Genomic DNA, 17,844 nt, shown 5'->3' with positions numbered 1-17,844 from the left:
TTCAACGTCTCTTCAAGTAACCGCTTGTGGAGCTGCGGCGTTGTGGGGGTGCAGCGGGTCGCGGTTGGGCCACAGGTGCTGCAGGTGGCGGTGCAGGTAGCGACTGACGCGCCGCCACCGGAGCCGGTGTTTCGTCAGCGTCGACGCGCTCGCCTTGTACGGGCTTGACGCCCAACACATCGTCGAACAAACCGGACTGAGCCAGCGCCTGTCGCACCCGCTCCCAGTCGTGTTCCTGGTAGCGGTTGATGCCCAGGTAATGCGCCATTGCCAGGCAATACACCATCAGGTCGAGCGCCTCGTTGCGCTCAGCCTTGCCCTTGACCCACTCGATACGCTTGTAGCCTTTGACATATCGGGCGACCTTGCGCTCAGCAACGCACTGGGCGAAGAACTCGTCCGGCAGGTCGTTGGCAAAGTGCAGCGAACCAGGGCCGTCCTCGAAGGCGTAGCGGTTATAGATCCAGTCCTTCGCGGTGTCGGTGCCGACAAACCACAGCTCGGCGCCGCCACGTTCGGTCTGACCCTTCCATGTCACATCGACCATGGACGGTCGTTGAGCAATCACCGCCTTGCCGGGCTTGCTCGCGCCCTTAATGGCGAAGATGTTTCGCCAGCGCCGCACACGGCAGAACTGGTACACCTCGTCGGTGTGGTGACCGCCGGAGTCAACGCCCGTCGCCAGGATCGCAAGCGCGACACCGCACGGATGCCGATATCGAACCTTGAGCTTCTCGTCCAACACCGCCCAGGTACGCTCATCGGCAGGGTCGCCCCAGATCACCTGGTGATCGACCACCCAGCGTTCCATGCCGACACCAAAGCCCATCACCATCAGCTCCAGGCGGTTGGCCTGGACGTCGACGGCGCCGGTCAGCATCAGCACGCCCAGCGGCATACTGCCGAGGGTGTAGGTCTCCAGTCGTGCACGAGCGATCAGTACTTCAGCCTTGGTCTGCTCTTGCGCGCTGTCCCAGACCTTGGCGAGACGGGTGTTGTAGAACACCTGCATCAGCCCCATGTCGCCCTTGGCCTGGGCCTTCTTGGCGTCTTCGAACTCCTCCGCAAGCGAGGCCCAGTCTTTCCAGCCAATCGGCGAATAGAGCGCGTTCAGATGGAAACCCACCGTTTTGCCATCGCCGCTGCCATGGGCACGCCACTCACCACGGGCGAGCATGTCGGTCTTGTGATGCTCCTCGATCAGGACGTCACATTCAGGCGCGGCGCACTGGTAGTGAACCGTGCGGTAGTCCTTGCTATAGAGCAGCCGCTCCCACTCCAGTACCTGCATATGCCCGCATGAAGGGCACGGCACGTAGTAGTAACGCTGGTCGCTGGACTCGAACAGGTCCGCGATCCGCGAGGCGCCCTTGATCGTCGGCGAGCTAGAAAAGTAGATCTTGGCATTGCGCCCGAAGTTGGTCGCCCGCGTCTCTGCCAGCACGATGGGATCACCCTCCTGGCCGACGTCATTCTCCCATCGGTCGACCTCATCGCCGTAGATGTAGCGTGCCGACAATTCGGAAAGGTTTGCAGCCGAACCCGCTGTGGTGACGTACAAGGCGCCGCCCTCAAACTCCTTTGTATCCATGGTGTTGCGGGCATCCCGCGAGCGGCTGGCCGCTACTCGCTTCGCCAGTTCTGGGGTCGCCTTGATCGTCTTGCTGATCCGTCCGGACACCCGCTTGGACAGGCTCAGACTGGGCAACAGCGCCAGGATGTTGGACGGTGCCATGTGGATCAGTCCGCCCATCCAGTTCAAGGCGATCTGGGTTTTCATCAGCTGCGAAGCCACCATGGTGACGACTCGCCGGCAAGGGTGGGCCGGTGACAGGCAGCGCATGGGTTCGCGAGCGTACGGCGTCCGATCCGTGCGGTACTGGCCGGGCTCAGGGGCGCCGGTATCTCGCGGGATGCGCATGTACTCGTCGGCCCACTCGTCGATCCAGAGGTCTGGGTCGGGTCGCAGCCCACGGAAATACGCCTCACGGTACGCACGGTCACCGTCAGGAAATTCCGTGGTCATAGGTCAGCTCGTTGTCATTGCTCGTTCAAGGTCGGACGAGGACATGCGCTCAGCCTCTTCCAGTGATTTACGAAGTGTCGCCGCCAGGTGTTTCTCGATGTCCCAGGGATCGGTCATGGCTGCCACCTTGTGGGAAAGCTGGGGGAGCAGGCCGAACAACTGGTCACGCAGATGTCGCCCCGCGTTATAGGCCCCCAGCTCCACCGCATCCCTGGCAACCAGCGAGCCCTGCGCCTTGTGCAGCTCGATCTCGGCCAGTTGCGCCAGGTTGTGTTCGCGCATGGCGCGAGCCTTCTGGAAGTCGTGGCCCTTGGCGCCAACAGCGATAGGCTGCTGCGGCGCAGCCGTGTTAGTCGGCTCGACCTGGGGGGACAGTTGGCTGTAAACGTCACGCTGGATCCGGTCCTGCTGGTGTCGAGCAGCGACGGCGGCCTTGCTGGGATCGGCGGTTTCGAGGATCAGCGCTTCGGTTGCCAGCACGTCCACCATCTTGCCGTCGGGCGACAACACCAGGCGGTTGTTGCCTTTGAGCCAAGTGATATAGCTCGGCGTCCTGCCGATGCGAGCCGCGAAAGCGCTTTTAGACAGAAAGAGTGAATCCGTCATAAGCCCTCCTTTTCAACGGCTTTTCAATGGAAACCTTTCAATTTCAATGGATTGAATTTCAGTAAGCTGGCAGCCCGTTCGCTAACGCTTTCCCGCGGGTTTCATGCCCCGTACCCCTCGAATGCCGCCAGGGTCCCCTGCGACTTTTGGTGCACCAGTTTTGTGCGAACCACTACAGATCACGTATTACGCGGCCTCCAGCCCATCAAGCCTTACCACTGCCCGAGGTCGGCACATCGCACACGCCCAACCGCTTGGCAGCCCAGCGTTCGTACAGGCCAATGGCGACATCGGCGCCGGCCATCGCGGTGAGGCAGCCAATGCTCCCCGCCGCCAGGACCGACATGCCCGATGCGTGCAACAACATCATGGTGGACAGTCCGCAGACCACGCAGGCCCCGGACCGAAGGAGCAAGCGGCGGACCAGCGACCAGCCGCTCACCCCCGCCTTGTCGGCCCGCCATGCCTCGCCGGAAATCCCGCCGACCAGGGACAGTAAGATCACCATCCACACCGGCATCTCAATAAGTGCTTGCTGCTCGTTCGTCATCGCCCTACCCCATAAACGCAAAAACCCGGCGCAATGGCCGGGTTCAGTGTGGTGGTGAGTCCCGCTGCTTGCGGTCGCACCTATCGAAGATGGGTACTTTTTACAGGTGGATTCCGGTGGCAGCAATGGATTTTTAATGCCATGGCGCAATATGGGTGCAATACAGGTATGACGCAGGTGCAACGCAGGGACAACGCGTTCATTCGGCTATCGCTTCTGGTGCCCTGTCTTACTTGTCCCACTATTCTAGATCGGAGTAGGACAGCTACAGGCGCCTAAATACGGGGCTCTGCCCTACTGTCCTACCTTTATTTCTTTTCTCTTGTGTATAGAGAGAAAGTTAAAAGCACGCGTGCGCGCCATAGGCGCGGCTACGTGCCCGCTATGCTCATGTGTGCGTGGGGCGGGTAAAGGTTGGACAGTAGGACAGCCCAGCAACGGCGTGACCTGCGCCTGTCCAACTGCGCCAAATGGCAGTCGGACAAAGCAGGACAGTAGGACAGAGGCACGCGGAGTGATCCCGAGGATCATGCAGCCTTCCCCATCAGCATGCCGGCGATGTGCAGGTGTGCCTCATGGAGCCGCTGGTAATAGGTATCCCGGCTGCATCCGCAGTGGATGTACTTCTGCGACAGAAAGCTTTCGTGGTTGCAGTAGTGCTCGCGTACGACAAGCGACAGCTGCGGCGGCAAGTGCTTGTTGACGATCAGCTCAATGTCGGCCGATTCATCCAACAGCACCCGACTACCCCGCGTGCCGCGTATCAACTCACCTTTGCACTCCATCAGCATGGCGATCATGTTGCCGCCACTCGGCCCGCCAGCACCGTCCGGCACAGGCGAATGCAGATCCTGCGCCCAGAGTTTGAGCATCTCGTCGATTCGCTTAATCATCGAAGCAAGGCTCCTCGATCACCGCCTGCTGCAACGCAGACGCACGCCCCCAGCCCGCAGGCTTTTCATAGGCCCATGGCCGCACTCCGCTTTTTGGCAGCGCGGGCATACGCCGCTTGCGCCATCCCAGCCGGTGCATGATCGCCCCGACTCGCATCTGCTCGGGCTTGCCCCAATGTCCGAAGTCCAGCTTCAGCGCCTGGGTCAGGATCTCGTTGCCGGTAGCGGTCTCCCCGATCTGGGATTCTTCCATCCAGGCCAGGATCGGCCCTTCCCATTCATCCACCACAAAGCGCTCGTCTTGAGCCTCGGCGAACATCTTGGATTCGTCCTTGTTCACCCACCAGATATCGCCCGCTTCAAAGCAGAACAGCGCCTCGGCCCACAGCTGGTCGCGGATCTCGCGCAGTTGCTCCAGATCGACCTTGTTGCAGAACACCGGCCAGTAACGACGGTTGCCCGTAGCGTCCTTGAGGTACTCCTCTTGGTTGGTGGTGCCCACGAAGACACACTGGCGTGGCACGTCATTCGTTCTGCGGCCATAGCTCTCGCGGTAGGTGTCAGTGGACGCAGAGAAGAACTGTTTGGCCTTGGTGCTTTCCGCCTTGTTGAAGCTGTCCAGCTCACCCAGCTCGACGATCCATTTGCCGCGAATCGCCTGGAAGCTGTCCTTATCACCGAGGGCAAAGGGAGTGTCCATGAACCACTCGCCGCCGAGGACGCCCATGGCCGTGGACTTACCGGCGCCCTGCCCGCCTTCGAGGATCATCACAGAATCGGCCTTGCAGCCTGGGCGCATAACCCGAGCCACAGCCGAGATTAGCCAACGCTTACCGACCTTTGCCGAGTACTCACTGGCCTGAACGCCCAGCACGTCGGTCAGCCAGGTTTCAATACGCGGCACGCGATCCCATTCCAGCTTCTCCAGGTACTCACGCACCGGATGAAAGGCGTGGTCGTGGGCAACCACGCTGACCGCCTCGATCACATGGGACGCTTTGACCCGCAGGTTGTATTGCTGCGCGAGCCACTTCATCACTCGCATGTCGTCGATGTCTGCCCAGTCGCCGGCACCGCCACCGAAGGGCGCAGACCGCAGCTTGACGATCTTGGAGCTGAACACGCTGTAGCCGATGACACCGGCCCAGCGTTCGTCATTGCCCAGGATCAGCTCGACGTTTTGCATGTGCGCAATCAGCGAGCCGTTCTCGGTGCGAGCCAGTTGGTCCTTCCAGCCACCCGCTGCAGGAGGCTTGACCACCGCAAGCACCTGGCGGCGGACGGCCTCCAACCCCTCGGCGACGTGCAGGTCGTTGAAGTCGGTCCACTTGATCTCCCGCTCGCCGGAGAACACCGGGGCAACCACCTGACCACCGACGACCAGCGCGGCGTTGTTGGCTTTCTCTTCTCCGGGGTTCCAGGGGTCACCATTGGGACGCTTGGTTTTCCAATCGTCGTCCCGACAGATGATAAGTGGACAGCCAGGGAAGCGCTCGCGCATGGCCTTGGAGACAGGCAGCAGGTTGCCCGCGTCGAAGGCGATGGCGACAGTGAGCGACGTCGCCATATGCAGGCTTGCGCCCGTGGCGAAGCCTTCACACACCAGCACCGGTTCGCCGGGCTCTGGGTGAGGGCCGATCAGGTGGAAAGCGCCCTCTTTTGACATACCGGGCGGCCAGTACTGCTTATCCCGCCCAGTGTCTTCTTGCTTGGCTGGGAAGATAACCTGCAGTCCGACGATCTGGTCGCGAACGTTGCACATAGGTACCAAAAATGCGCCGGTACGTGGCGCATAGCGAACCTTGAAGCCTACGATCTGCTTTCTATCCAGATAGGCGCTCTTACCCTTTTCGGGCATGCGCTTGAACAGGCCGGCAGCACGGTTGGCAGCTCGGCGTGATGCGTTGGCCGCGATCTCGGCAGCCTTACGCTTGGCATCTTCCTGGCGAGCGCGCATGACTTCGCGCTCCTCGGGGCTCATGCGTCCGGGCTTGACCTTGATCTTTTGGGTATCGCCAGACCGCCAGTCACCGAAACTGCCGAAGATCAGCGTCTCGTTTTTTTCAGTGCGGTGTTCGTGGATTACGTACCAGCCGTTTTTCTCTTTGCCTTTGTCCTGGGTGGTTTTGCAGCGGGTGAGCTTGCCGAATACCAAGGGTTGGGCGGGCTCAAGACCATAGTCCGCGAACTGATTGATCACATCATCGAGCATAACGGGCAGCCCTCTGATCATCGACGGTCTTGCACTCTATACAGAGCGTGCAACCGGGTTGAGCCAAACGACGGGCCTCGGGGATGGGGCAATCGCATTCGTCACAGAACATTAGCGAATGCTGAGCCGTGGTGGACATCAGCGACAGACGTGCAGCGACGGCCTGATCGATGCGCTCTTGCACCAGGTCATTTGCGAAGTCAGCGATATCAGCCACGTTCCACCCCAGAAGTCGTCTGGTTAACGTAGCGCGCGCGGTTGTACATGCCCAACAAACCCTGGATACCGCGAAACACTAACTGGCGGATCTCGGCCAGCTCACGGTCATCGACCTTGCCGTCGCCAATGTGCTTGGCCCAGGTTTCGGACAAATCGGCAACCTGCCGGAAAAACATGGCGATACCCGTGGTCAGGGTCTCAGGCATGTCATTGGTGTACGCCTCAGCCAGCTCCTGCCAGATCGTGTCGCCGACAAGGGCGTGCACCGCATCAAGAATGCGGCGGTCCTTGGTCAGTTCGAGAATCTCGCCGAACTCCTGGATGTTGACGGTGTGCGAGGGATGGGTGGGAGACAACTTGTGCTGCAGCGTGGTCGCATTGCGGCCGGTGGTGGCGGCGATTGCTGCGGCACCGCCGGGATAGTCCCGTGCGGCGTGGTACAGGGCTAATTCGAGCGTCAGTACTTCCTTTTGCGCTCGATCAACACAGCTTAAAGCTACTCGGCTCATGGCATTAATCCTACTAAGTTGCCAGTGCCCCGCGACGTGTAGTGGTGATACATTTGCCGCGTGGCTTGAAAGGGCCCAAACGCCGGCTAGATCTAGGGATCGAAACCGGCACCGTGCCGAGGCGAACAATCCGTTGCTCACCTCTGGCGCAACAGCTGCCTAATCTGTGGTGGAAAAGGCAGCAACCCAAGACATCCATGTCTTGGCAGCGCGATAAAGGGAGGTGGTTTGCATGTGGTGTGCCCTCCTACCTTCGTCGCGACCCGACAGCACTGTGGTGGTGTGTGCCGGGAGGAACTGGGCGGCCCTAGGGTCGCCTTTTTTCTATCTACGCTGCAGCTTTTTGCGGGGCCGATGCGTTGAGCAACCAGGCAGCGTCAAACGCATTGCCATTTTTCTCTGCAGCGGTCGCTAACAGTTTTGCGTAGTGCGTTTCGCCGGTGTAATCGGTGCGTGGAAGGCTGGCAGCCAAGCGCCATTTATTGAGCGCCTGATAACTCCTATCACACACCTTGGCGGCGGCTCCGATTCCGCCGACTGCTTCAAATGCGAACGCGATGGCGCTCGGAAAATCTGCCGGATCCAACATGGCAACCTCCATTTATCAACCCGAGGTTGATATTAACATCAACTGACTATTGCGCAACCCCTGTGAGAGTATCAACTCATGGTTGATAAGAACGAGCTACGGGCAGCTTTCACGGCGCGCCTTCACGAAGCACTCGACGATGCCGGTGTACGCACCCGGGGACGTGGGGTGGATATTCAGTCGAAACTGAAGTCATTTGGGGTTCACAAAAGTACGCAGGCGATCAGTAAGTGGTTGAACGGTGAGTCAGTAGCAGAGGCGGACAGCATGGTTGCGCTTTGCTCTTGGTTGAAGGTCAGACGAGAATGGCTTGAATATGGAGTTCTACCGAAAGAGCAGACTGGTTACACCAATGTTCACCAACTTCCCTCCGAACAGGGAAGCAACGTAGGAGAGATCACGAGGCGATTTGGCAAGGTTCCGCTCATATCTTGGGTTCAAGCAGGGGCATGGTGTGAAGCCAACATTGATCAGCCTGATGGTGAAACTTGGCTATCTTGCCCGGTCCCTATTAGCGGAAGTGGTTACGCGCTAAAAGTACTTGGTGACTCGATGACAAATCCTGGGCCTGGCCGTAGTTATCCAACAGGCTGCATAATTTTTGTAGACCCGGAAGCGGAAGCAAAAACTGGCGACCGAGTAATTGCTAGAGTCCCACGCACAAATGAGGCAACTTTCAAAATATTAGTAGAAGATGCAGGACGACAATTTTTGAGGCCAATCAATCCGCAATACCCAATCATCGATATCACGGAGGAGACGCACATTTGCGGAAAAGTAGTTGGATCATTTATTCCAGAATAATTTAAAACTCTTCATTCACGCATAATTCTGGAGCTCCGAGCGGATGGGTCAAAGAGCTGAAAAAATATAGATCCTTATCTTCAAGCTCACGCATAATCCTGGTCTTAAAAGACAAGATATCAATCTCTGTCATATGAGGCCAAACGCTAACCGCAACCCTCTCCACGTCACTCGCCTTGATTGAGTCCAAAATATGTTGGTCATAGTCCTGATGCAGGGAATGCCCAAGCACAACAAGATTACCTTGCAAGCTCTTTAATCGCCCTGAGCAAAATCGCAGATAATCATTCTTTCTGATCCTTGAAAGCTTAGAAGAGGAACTGCCTTCGGAAATCATTAAAGGAATCTGTTCCGGATGATCCAAATCAAATAAATCAGATAGGCGTTCAAAACCAGAACCTACAAGTTTTTTAGTAGTACCATCTGGCTTCTCTACCAAATGCACAGCACCATGAAGATAATATAAAACTGTTTTTCCGCCCTGCACGGCAATATCGCTCAGGTCAAAAGTATTACCTGCCCCCCAGAAAAAATCTCTAAAACCGTAGGAATCCTTCATAATAGCCCAATAGGGCATGAGATCGTAATTTGTGGTAAATATGGACTCGAAACTATTTAATAGTTTGTTAAGTTCCGTTAATCCACGAAAATCAGGAGGTACATGCGCAAAGTTCACGGCCGCCGACAGAGAATTCTTTGTGTTGGTGTACACGCCATCGATCTGCTTCTCTTGCGGTCCGCCGAATTGATCATCAACCAACTTAGCATGATAAAGTATTCTTAAAACATCTTCAAAATTGGATGAACCAAGATATTTAAATAGCGCCAAAGACTCTTGCATCAAATTAGGACGCACCGCAGCATCCTGAGCAACTTTAAATAGAGAAGGATAATTAAACCCTTTCCATATATTTATGCTAAACCCGTTCCCCAGCAGCAAGGACTTCCAGTTATCACCTGCAATTTCGGACCATTCCAACAACTTAGAGTCGACGCCCAACACCCCTGCATTACTCCACTAATTATTAATCAAAGCTGGGCTTTACCAGAAGATTGCTGCTCTTGAAGCGGCTCAGCCCTTCGATATAGAGCAAGCAACATTTTCAATTGAATCAACTCATTACCGTCTGTAATTTCTTTCAACGCATTTATCTGTGCGGGATCAAGATTGAAACCACTCGCTAAATCTCGGACAGAGTTCCTTATAAAAAGTATATCGTCCTTATCAAGCTTAGACTGCGCTTTTTTAACTTCAATTTTAGCCAGTTTCCTTTGAGTATAACCACGCAGAACCGCATCATAAGTCCTATTTATCGCTAATACTGAGCCACAAAGTGTCCCGACCAATTTCGCGATATCTAGAGCAACATCCACGATACCAGCAAGCTCAATAATTCCGGGCGATGCATACTGAATTCTGCGAATCTGCAAACGGTGCACGTCTGGAGTTAAGCTATACGCACTCTTAAAAAAATTAACGACACTATAACCGCCGCGCCACTGAAACCCTGAATAATCAAGCTTCGACGCTTGGTTTTTTGCGACACTCTGCAAAATGTAAAAAAAACTATAAATCTGGACATACTCTTTTGTATAAACCGAAAAATCTCGCAACTCCCACTTTTTATCAAGTTGTATCTCTATTTGGCCAGTTTGCATTTTAATCCCTTTATGCTTTTAATTATGTGGATGACATACGACCCCGAAAGGCCATGCTATAGCCATCATAGAACCAGTGTGTTGGGAAGTACATCGTCCCTCCCCCCACTAGCACTCGGGGGGACTGCAAGCGCATAGGAATTCCCAACTGACAGTTGACACAAATCAACCAACGGTTGATATTTGTCTCACTCTTCCACCACAGAGCGAGGCAACACCATGCACACCACAGCCACCCTGCACGTCCACCCGGCCGCCGCTAACCCCTCCCGCATCTTCGAAATCCGCCGTCTGGCGCAAGACAGCGGCTGCGCCTTCATCGCCTCCAGACCCAAGCCGAAACAGCGCACCGCACCAGCCTCCTTCGATCCAAACGGCGGAGGTCAAGCAGCATGAGCAAGTACAAACTCGACAATCGCACTCTGACCCTGCTCAAGGCCCAGGTCAACTTGACCGAAACCTTCAACCACCTCCTGCGCGCCGAAACGCAGCGGGAGGCCCTGGCCTTCCGCCTGAACGTTGAGCGCCGCAAAGTCGACACGCACTTCACCGTTGAACTGGGCAGCGAACGCCACACGCTGACCCTGGCCAACACCAAGAAGATGCACCTCAAGCTTGCGGACTTCATTGAGGAGATCGTCAACGGGCCAACCACCCCAAACCATCAATCGTCCCTGGCGCACGCAGACCGCCGCTACGGCGTATTCGAGACTGAACACAAGCAGCAGGTATTCGACCTAGTGCAAACCGGCGGTGCCATCAGCCTCGATATGGGCTTCGAGCAACCGATCAACTTGGCAATCCACCGCAACAAAACCCGCGCAGGCATCACCACCATCATGAGCATCGGCGTCAGGAAGCCGCGCACCACGTGCTTCACGGTGTACGGCAGTGACGTGGAGATCTACTCCATGGTGGCCGAATCCATCACCCACCTGGCTGCCGTGGCGACACCCGCCGCGCATGCTGCCTAGGAGGACGACATGGAACGTAGCCTGGAAAAAGCCGCCAAGTACTTCGGCCTCACCCGCCCCAAGCTGATCGCACTCATGCGTGAAAAGGGCCTGCTCAACGACCGCAACCTACCGGCCTTCCCTGTGCGTGATCGCGAGTATCTACGAGTCAAGGACAGCAACTGGTACCACGAGACAGCCGGCATGCAGTACAGCCAGTCGACCAAGGTCCGCCAAGCTGGCATCCGCTGGCTCGCCGACCAGTTGGGACTCGAACTGCCAGCCATCCCGGCAGACAACCGTGACGTGGCCTAGGGAGTACGCCCGCCAGATCGTCGCCATGCACACACGCGAGGAGCGCAACGCCGCGCTCCTCGAAGTGCCGGAGCATCTGCGGGAGCTGACCAAACGCCATTGCCTGAATGCCTGGCATCATCCAAAACGGAAAAAACTTAATGAACCATGACCTTTTAGATTACCTGCTGAAAACCTTACTTGAATTGCCTCACTCAGATCGCGCCCCAAAAAAAGTTAGGAGCGCTCTACGACTTGCGGTTGAAGTGGCAGGCATAAATAAAATCGATCAACCCTCCGACGCGCAACCGATGACAGCGAGGGAAGCGAAAGATCCAAGTTGCATCCTCATTCGCATGAATGAAGTTACAAAGATTGTCGGTTTGGCTCGTCCAACAATCTACAAGTTACTCAAGAACCCCGAAAACAAGTTTCCTCGCCCAGTCAAGCTAACCGACGCTACCGGCAAGAGTGCCCCAGTAGCATGGGTTCTTTCGGAGGTTCAGGACTGGACGCGAACACGCATTCGGCGGTGAAACGAAAATATAGATTGATCGGGAGTTCATGGAGATGACCACCAACCAGCCGCCGCTAAGGCTGTTACACGCACCGGATAGCGCAACCGTGGAAATGCTGCACCAACTCTTCGGCGACGTGCTTATCCCTCTGGAAAAGCTGCGCGTGCACTATTTCAAGAACCTCAATGAAAAGACCTTTACCGAGGCGATCAACAGCGGCCGGATTCAACTGCCGGTGACCACGCTGGATCACAGTGTGAAGGCGTTGCGGTACGCGCACATCAAGCACGTCGCGGCACTGATCGACATCCGCGCCTACAAGGCAGACGAGGACATGCCGCGACCGCAAAACGATCCAACCGAGCTAGACCAGTAACCCAAACGGCTGTCACCACCAGCCAACGTAACTACCAGGAGCACACCACATGACTGCAATTCAAATCTGCGCATTGATCAGCATCGTAATCGCCGCCGGAATCCTCTACTGGGTCGGCTATCGAGGCGGCCTCACAGACGGCAAAAATGATGGCTACGACGAAGGCCATTCCGACGGGTACGTTTTGGGCCATGACGAAGCATCAGCCGCATACGCAGCCTCTCTCAAAGAAATGTCAGATCAATGCATGCGCACCGAACTCCTATTGAGCCGGGAACCGCAAGACCGTTACACCCTTTTCGCTATTGCCGAGAAGCTGAAGCTCGCCGCAGACACCTTCCGCGCCGTCAGATCCGAAAGCCAAGCAGCGCAGTCACTTGCCCTACGTGACAAGGCACTGAATATGGCTGCGCTGATGGACCGTTTCGAGCTGAAGGGGGATGTAGCATGAGCCATGCCATCCCCATGCTGCGCCTGACACCCCAAGCCGCCGGCACGCTGCAGCAGCAACACGCCAAGACCACCAAGGAACTGCGCGCACTGACCCTCTACAACAAAGAGTTTGACCGCCAGTTGAAAGCGCTGATCAGCTATGAAGCTCTGCGCCAATTGCACAAGGCGACCGACGACGCCTTGCTGCTGGCCGACCTAGTGAGGGAAGCCGCATGAACTGGATCCTCACCTCCACCGGCAAACGCTGCGACCTGTTCGAGCCTTACGCCGAAATGATCGACCCACGGGACATCTCGCACGCGCTGGCCCACCTGTGCCGATTCAACGGCCACACCCGTGAGTTCTACAGCGTGGCCCAACACAGCTGCATCGTCGCCGAGCTGGTGCCGGAAGAGCACAAGCTCGCGGCATTGCTCCACGACGCGACCGAGGCGTACCTAGGTGACATGACCCGCCCACTCAAGCAGTGGATGCCCGACTACCGAGGTTTCGAGGACGTGATCTGGATGCGCGTTTGTGAGCGCTTCGACCTGGCCCTCGATCTCCCTGCAAGCGTGCACCATGCTGACCTGATTGCACTGGCAACCGAACGCCGCGACCTCATGCCAACCGATCCGGCTATCTGGGATTGTTTGGTCGGCATAGAGCCCATGGTTGAAACCCTCCGTCCATGGCCTGCCGCAGAAGCACGCAACACCTACCACCAGCGCCTGATGGACCAACTCGCGATCGAACATCGGAGGAAAGCGGCATGAAAAACCCACAGGACAAAACCATGGCCCTGCCCGCTTTGCTCTGCACAGCGAGCAGCGTCAACACGCTAGAAACAAACAGTCACTGCTGCGAAGCAGTAGGCATTATTGCTCCTTCCAGCGTCACTGCGGAGGTACTTATACCCCACGAAAAGCTGCGCGGGGCAGCGCTCGCTGATGCAACGCTAAACGCTCAGGAACGCCCGCTCGCGCAGCTTGCTGTGGGGTATACGCATGCTCCTGGCACTATCGAGTTGCCTGCTAAGGAGAGCACACGCCGAAGTCATGGGCCGAGAGCCCTGATGGGGAGAGCCGAATGATGGAATTCCAAAGCGAAACCCTCGCCGACGAAGAACTGGCGACCATCACCGGGTATCAGATCCCGTCCAAACAAATTCTATGGTTGACCGAAAATCGCTGGGAGTTTGTTCTGACAGGCGCTCGCCGGCCAATAGTGGGTCGGGTTTACGCCCGACTGAAACTCGCGGGAGTCAAACCTTCTGCGGTCAACGCCGTAACCGAAACCTGGTCGCTCGACCTAGCGAACGTGAGCTGACTGATGCGCCAGAAAAGCATAGCCAATCGCGATCTTCCGCCTCGAATGATACGGCGCACTCGCAAGCGTAAAAGCGGCGCCATGTGGACTTCGTACTACTACAACGGCAGGGATGCCGACGGCAAACGAAAAGAAATACCGCTGGGCAGTGATCTGGACGCGGCGAGGGTCGAGTGGGCTCGACTGGAACGCCGCGAACCACTAAAACCCAATCATCTAATGGGTGCGCTGTTCGACAAGTACGAAAAAAAGATCATCCCTACCAAATCAATACGGACGCAGTCCGACAACCGCAAGGAACTGAAACAGCTGCGCAAGGCATTTGAAAACGCGCCTCTCGACTCAATCACTCCCCAGGTAGTTGCACAGTATCGAGATGCCAGAACCGCCAAGGTCAGGGCCAACCGAGAAATCGCGCTGTTGTCACACATGTTCACGATCGCGCGCGAGTGGGGACTGACCAACAATGCCAACCCTTGCTTCGGCGTACGCAGAAACAAGGAAAAGCCGCGGGACTACTATGCCGGCGAAGTGGTTTGGAATGCGGTATATGGAGAGGCAGTGCAGGAACTAAAGGATGCCATGGACCTTGCCTACCTGACCGGCCAGCGCCCTGCTGATGTGCTGAAGGTGGCAACTACCGATCTGGCCAACGGCTTCGTAGGGGTGCGCCAGGGCAAGGGCGGCAAACTTCTGCGGATTCGACTGGACGATGCCGGCGAACAATCAGCGCTTAGTCTATTCCTAGATAACCTGCTTGAACGCAGATCGTTAAATGGGATTAAGACCTCAACGCTTATCACGAACGCGTCCGGCCTTCGGATGAGCCAGCAGATGTTACGCAACCGCTGGGATGAAGCCCGGGATAAAGCAGCAATCAAGGCCGGTGCAGACGGCGATCCTGCCCTGGCTGTACTAATCCGTCAGTTTCAGTTCAAAGACATCCGCCCTAAAGCCGCCAGCGAGATAGAACTTGCGCACGCAAGTCGGCTGCTCGGCCACTCCACTGAGGAGATGACAAAGAAGGTCTATCGGCGAGTCGGTGAGATCGTTAACCCCACGAAATGATAGGCCAACCACGCCCTCACCTGGCGCTGTTCTGCCCCCTCATTACGATCAAAAATGAGTAGGGTTGCGGAACACATCCCAAAAGTTGCGGAACACTTCTCAGATCACAGACAATAAAAAACCCCGTAGACCATTGATCTACGGGGTTTTAAGAGTGGAGGCCGAGGTCGGAATCGAACCGGCGTAGGCGGATTTGCAATCCGCTGCATAACCATTTTGCTACTCGGCCTCAAACGATCAACGCCTTGTTGCTGACATTCATCGCATAAAAACTTGAGTGGGCTGTAAAGCCATGCCTCTACTCTAACTCATTGAATACATTGAAGTTTTTAATGCTTCGTTGCGTTCGATGGGCGCCATTATGTACTCATTTGCTTTTGCCTGCAACCCCTTGATTTCAAAAATATTTCGCATTGGCATCAAGGGGTTGCGTGCCTGCCCTACTCCTTGATGAGCTGTTGCTGGTACTGCGGGTCGGCCTTGATCTGGGCGTCGGTGAAGGGCAGCGAGCGCAGTTTTTTCTCGGAGAATGCCTGGGTCTGGTCCTTGGAATGTTCCGACGCGGGGTTGCTCGACAGCGAGAATGCCAACAGGCCTTGGGCATGCGGGCCCTGGTCGTCGAAGGTGACGATTTGCAGGTAGCTGCTGCCGCTGACCACTTCACGTTTGCCGTCGGCCCGGGGCACGGTTTGCATGGCGTTGTAGATGCCCAGCTCTTGCGGGCCGCCGTGGATCGGGATTTGGCCGGAGACCTGGACGTCGCCCCATTTGCTGCTTGCCGTAAGGCCCGACTTGGCGACATCGGCGGTGGAGGCCAGCATGGCTTCGCGCAAGGCCTTGGCCACGGGTTCACGCTCGATCGCCAGGCCGCGCGGCGTGGTCAGGGGGTTGCCCGGGTCGAAGGCGACGCGCCAGGCGTCGGGGGTCTGCTGCAGGTGTTCAACCAGGTTGATGAAATGCACCAGCCCCAGCCCACTGTCGAGGTTGGCGCGCTGGTCCCAGGCTTTAAGGCTGGTGCACAGCGGTTGCAGGGCGCTGGCGTCGGCGCCGAGGTGTTTGGCGCAGAATTCGAGCAGGTCAGGCATGACCTGGCCGGCGAGATACACCTCGTTGTCCATGACCATGTTTTGCAAGTCGGTGACGCTGATCGGCTGTTTTTCCAGGGATTGCAAGCGCTGAATGGCAAAACGTGCGCGCGGGCCGAGGCCGATGTGGTCCTGGCTGATGACCGGTGAGAAGCCGGTCAGCGGCGCCTTGGGGTTGGCCATCCAGGCCGAGTCGTTGGAGTGTTGTACGTAGTCAGTGCGCTGCAATTGCGGCAGCTGATCAGCCGGGAAGATCCCGGCCTGGGCGGCACGCGGGTCGACGTCCCAGGCACAGGCGCTGTGGGCGCCGTCGAGCATGATCATCTGCAGGCCTGCGCGGGGGTCACTGCATTGCGCGAGTTTGGCGGCGCTGACGTTGGGCACCACCGACAGGTTCATGTACAGGCTCTGGCCCTGGTCATCGGCGGCCAGGGTGTTGACCCACGGGATGCCTTGCAAGGTGTGCACCGAGGTTTGCAGCTCCTTGAGGCTGCCGGCGCGATTCATCGCGTACCACTGCTGCAACACGCGGTCATTGCCCAGGTTGGCGTCGCGCAGGCTGAACGCGTAGTGGCTGTCCCAGTCGAGTTTGCCGGGCCATTGCACGACCGGGCCGAACTGCGAGCTGTAGACCGGATGCGACACGGGTTTGAGGCTGCCGTCTGCCTGCTTGACCTGCACCGTCACCACGGTTTTTTCCAGAGGCACAGATTTGCCGTCGAGCAGGTAGCGCGTGGAATCCTTGGGGTCCAGGGTCAGGCGGTACAGCGTGAAGTGCTTGGACGTATCCACCGTATGAGTCCACGCCACATGCTGGTTGAAGCCGATGTTGATCACCGGCAGGCCCGGCAATGCGGCGCCCATCACGTCCAGCTGGCCGGGGATGGTCAGGTGCATCTGGTAAAAGCGCATGCCGCCCACCCAAGGGAAATGCGGGTTGGCCAGCAACATGCCGCGGCCATTGAACGAGCGATCACGGCCTACCGCGACCGCGTTACTGCCGCGGTCCAGGGTAAAGCGCTGTTGATTGGCGGCGGCCAGTGCAAACGCCTTGGCGCTGGGTTGCACGCTGGCGGTGGCTTGAGGCGGCTTGGCGCCGACCAAGGCTTCGGCGAATTGGCCGACACCGCCTTCTACCAGCAACCTACGGGTCAGTTTGACCAGGTCCTGCGCGACCAGCGGGCGTACCCACGCCGCCTGGCACTGGGCCGGCGCGCCCTGCTCTTTCAAGTAACGGTTATAGCCGGCCACATAGCCTTCTATACGCTGCTGCATCTGCGGGGTTTGCGCCTTCCAGAATGCGCCGACCGCGTCCGGGGTGTTCAGCCAGGTGAAAAACACGTCGCTGGCCAGGTTGTTGCGTTCTTCCAGGGTTGACAGCTCGGGGCCGAAGAATTTTGCGCGCTCGCCGTTGACCGTGACCACTTCGTTGGCCAGCAGGCACAGGTTGTCCTGGGCGTACGCGTAGCCGATGCCGAAGCCGAGGCCGCGCTCGTCATTGGCGCGGATATGCGGCACGCCGAAACTGGTGCGGCGGATATCTGCCGACGCTTGCGCCACCTGCTCGCGCGCTGATGCGGCCAGGCTCAACCCCAGCAATACCCCTGCAACACCTACCCTGAACACGTTATTGGAAATTGTCACGCAGACTCCACCGTCAAATTGAACACCCTTGCCTGGGGCCAGCTACCCCACCGTAAGGACGCAAAAAACCGCGAAAAA

The 17,844-nt window shown here is 57.4% G+C and carries 22 protein-coding genes and 1 tRNA gene; 11 read left to right on the top strand and 12 right to left on the bottom strand.

The genetic code is table 11. The annotated features are described in order from the left end of the window. Nucleotide 1: 1 nt before the first annotated feature. The 8 genes from WBR57_RS05825 to WBR57_RS05790 all read right to left on the bottom strand — a co-directional run bounded on the left by WBR57_RS05825 (nucleotide 2) and on the right by WBR57_RS05790 (nucleotide 7,604). A complete protein-coding gene (locus WBR57_RS05825; RefSeq protein WP_424082974.1) occupies nucleotides 2-2,026 on the bottom strand; it encodes a phage terminase large subunit family protein in 2,025 nt (674 codons plus the stop codon). Between the two features lie 3 nt (nucleotides 2,027-2,029). Further along, entirely contained in the window at nucleotides 2,030-2,632 is a 603-nt protein-coding gene (locus WBR57_RS05820; RefSeq protein WP_424082972.1) for a terminase small subunit, read from the bottom strand. Nucleotides 2,633-2,837: 205 nt separating this feature from the next. Then, nucleotides 2,838-3,182, bottom strand: a complete 345-nt coding sequence (locus WBR57_RS05815; RefSeq protein ID WP_424082971.1) for a phage holin family protein — start codon at nucleotides 3,180-3,182, stop codon at nucleotides 2,838-2,840. Nucleotides 3,183-3,709: 527 nt separating this feature from the next. Then, nucleotides 3,710-4,075, bottom strand: coding sequence for a hypothetical protein (locus WBR57_RS05810; RefSeq protein ID WP_424082969.1), 366 nt, complete (start codon nucleotides 4,073-4,075; stop codon nucleotides 3,710-3,712). After that, complete coding sequence (locus WBR57_RS05805) at nucleotides 4,068-6,287, bottom strand: VapE domain-containing protein (RefSeq protein WP_424082967.1); 2,220 nt, start codon at nucleotides 6,285-6,287, stop codon at nucleotides 4,068-4,070. Before WBR57_RS05805 ends, WBR57_RS05810 begins: the two co-directional genes overlap by 8 nt. Beyond that, nucleotides 6,277-6,504 carry a TraR/DksA C4-type zinc finger protein gene (locus WBR57_RS05800; protein WP_424082965.1) on the bottom strand — a complete coding sequence of 76 codons (228 nt, stop codon included), beginning with the start codon at nucleotides 6,502-6,504 and terminating at the stop codon, nucleotides 6,277-6,279. The genes WBR57_RS05805 and WBR57_RS05800 overlap by 11 nt, the downstream gene beginning before the upstream one ends. Beyond that, entirely contained in the window at nucleotides 6,497-7,015 is a 519-nt protein-coding gene (locus tag WBR57_RS05795; RefSeq protein WP_424082963.1) for a phage regulatory CII family protein, read from the bottom strand. Before WBR57_RS05795 ends, WBR57_RS05800 begins: the two co-directional genes overlap by 8 nt. Before the next feature lie 328 nt (nucleotides 7,016-7,343). Further along, on the bottom strand, nucleotides 7,344-7,604 hold the full coding sequence (locus tag WBR57_RS05790) for a hypothetical protein (protein ID WP_058411120.1): 261 nt from the start codon (nucleotides 7,602-7,604) through the stop codon (nucleotides 7,344-7,346). 78 nt (nucleotides 7,605-7,682) lie between these two features. Between WBR57_RS05790 and WBR57_RS05785 the strand changes: the two genes are divergently transcribed. Next, nucleotides 7,683-8,408, top strand: a complete 726-nt coding sequence (locus WBR57_RS05785) for a LexA family protein (protein WP_368944686.1) — start codon at nucleotides 7,683-7,685, stop codon at nucleotides 8,406-8,408. Between the two features lies 1 nt (nucleotide 8,409). Here the strand turns inward: WBR57_RS05785 and WBR57_RS05780 are convergent, their stop codons facing one another. Next, a complete protein-coding gene (locus tag WBR57_RS05780; protein WP_424082960.1) occupies nucleotides 8,410-9,411 on the bottom strand; it encodes a DUF4917 family protein in 1,002 nt (333 codons plus the stop codon). A gap of 26 nt (nucleotides 9,412-9,437) precedes the next feature. Continuing rightward, the gene (locus WBR57_RS05775; RefSeq protein WP_424082957.1) at nucleotides 9,438-10,067 is read right to left on the bottom strand and encodes a hypothetical protein; all 630 of its coding nucleotides are present in this window, start codon (nucleotides 10,065-10,067) and stop codon (nucleotides 9,438-9,440) included. A gap of 219 nt (nucleotides 10,068-10,286) precedes the next feature. On the opposite strand from WBR57_RS05775, the gene WBR57_RS05770 reads away from it, so the two are divergent. From WBR57_RS05770 to WBR57_RS05725, 10 genes are all read left to right on the top strand, one after another. Beyond that, entirely contained in the window at nucleotides 10,287-10,463 is a 177-nt protein-coding gene (locus WBR57_RS05770) for a hypothetical protein (protein WP_424082955.1), read from the top strand. Continuing rightward, on the top strand, nucleotides 10,460-11,041 hold the full coding sequence (locus tag WBR57_RS05765) for a hypothetical protein (protein WP_424082953.1): 582 nt from the start codon (nucleotides 10,460-10,462) through the stop codon (nucleotides 11,039-11,041). Before WBR57_RS05770 ends, WBR57_RS05765 begins: the two co-directional genes overlap by 4 nt. Before the next feature lie 9 nt (nucleotides 11,042-11,050). Further along, nucleotides 11,051-11,335 carry a phage antirepressor KilAC domain-containing protein gene (locus tag WBR57_RS05760; protein ID WP_058411124.1) on the top strand — a complete coding sequence of 95 codons (285 nt, stop codon included), beginning with the start codon at nucleotides 11,051-11,053 and terminating at the stop codon, nucleotides 11,333-11,335. A 290-nt stretch (nucleotides 11,336-11,625) separates the two neighbouring features. Further along, entirely contained in the window at nucleotides 11,626-11,850 is a 225-nt protein-coding gene (locus WBR57_RS05755; RefSeq protein WP_058411280.1) for a helix-turn-helix transcriptional regulator, read from the top strand. Nucleotides 11,851-11,884: 34 nt separating this feature from the next. Then, nucleotides 11,885-12,208: a pyocin activator PrtN family protein gene (locus WBR57_RS05750; RefSeq protein WP_058411281.1), complete on the top strand. Its 324-nt coding sequence runs from the start codon at nucleotides 11,885-11,887 to the stop codon at nucleotides 12,206-12,208. 49 nt (nucleotides 12,209-12,257) lie between these two features. Next, nucleotides 12,258-12,659, top strand: a complete 402-nt coding sequence (locus WBR57_RS05745) for a hypothetical protein (RefSeq protein ID WP_424082950.1) — start codon at nucleotides 12,258-12,260, stop codon at nucleotides 12,657-12,659. Beyond that, complete coding sequence (locus tag WBR57_RS05740; RefSeq protein WP_424082948.1) at nucleotides 12,656-12,877, top strand: hypothetical protein; 222 nt, start codon at nucleotides 12,656-12,658, stop codon at nucleotides 12,875-12,877. The genes WBR57_RS05745 and WBR57_RS05740 overlap by 4 nt, the downstream gene beginning before the upstream one ends. Next, on the top strand, nucleotides 12,874-13,416 hold the full coding sequence (locus WBR57_RS05735; RefSeq protein WP_424082946.1) for a phosphohydrolase: 543 nt from the start codon (nucleotides 12,874-12,876) through the stop codon (nucleotides 13,414-13,416). Before WBR57_RS05740 ends, WBR57_RS05735 begins: the two co-directional genes overlap by 4 nt. A gap of 316 nt (nucleotides 13,417-13,732) precedes the next feature. Continuing rightward, nucleotides 13,733-13,969: a DUF4224 domain-containing protein gene (locus tag WBR57_RS05730; RefSeq protein WP_049713553.1), complete on the top strand. Its 237-nt coding sequence runs from the start codon at nucleotides 13,733-13,735 to the stop codon at nucleotides 13,967-13,969. A gap of 3 nt (nucleotides 13,970-13,972) precedes the next feature. Next, on the top strand, nucleotides 13,973-15,037 hold the full coding sequence (locus WBR57_RS05725; protein WP_049713140.1) for a phage integrase: 1,065 nt from the start codon (nucleotides 13,973-13,975) through the stop codon (nucleotides 15,035-15,037). 155 nt (nucleotides 15,038-15,192) lie between these two features. On the opposite strand, the gene WBR57_RS05720 is transcribed toward WBR57_RS05725, so the two are convergent. Then, nucleotides 15,193-15,266, bottom strand: a tRNA-Cys gene (locus WBR57_RS05720). Nucleotides 15,267-15,477: 211 nt separating this feature from the next. Next, a complete protein-coding gene (locus WBR57_RS05715; RefSeq protein WP_424082943.1) occupies nucleotides 15,478-17,766 on the bottom strand; it encodes an acylase in 2,289 nt (762 codons plus the stop codon). Between the last annotated feature and the right edge of the window lie 78 nt (nucleotides 17,767-17,844).

This window comes from Pseudomonas sp. (assembly GCF_049590575.1).
Lineage (GTDB): Bacteria > Pseudomonadota > Gammaproteobacteria > Pseudomonadales > Pseudomonadaceae > Aquipseudomonas.
This window is presented reverse-complemented; position numbering and strand designations above follow the sequence as displayed.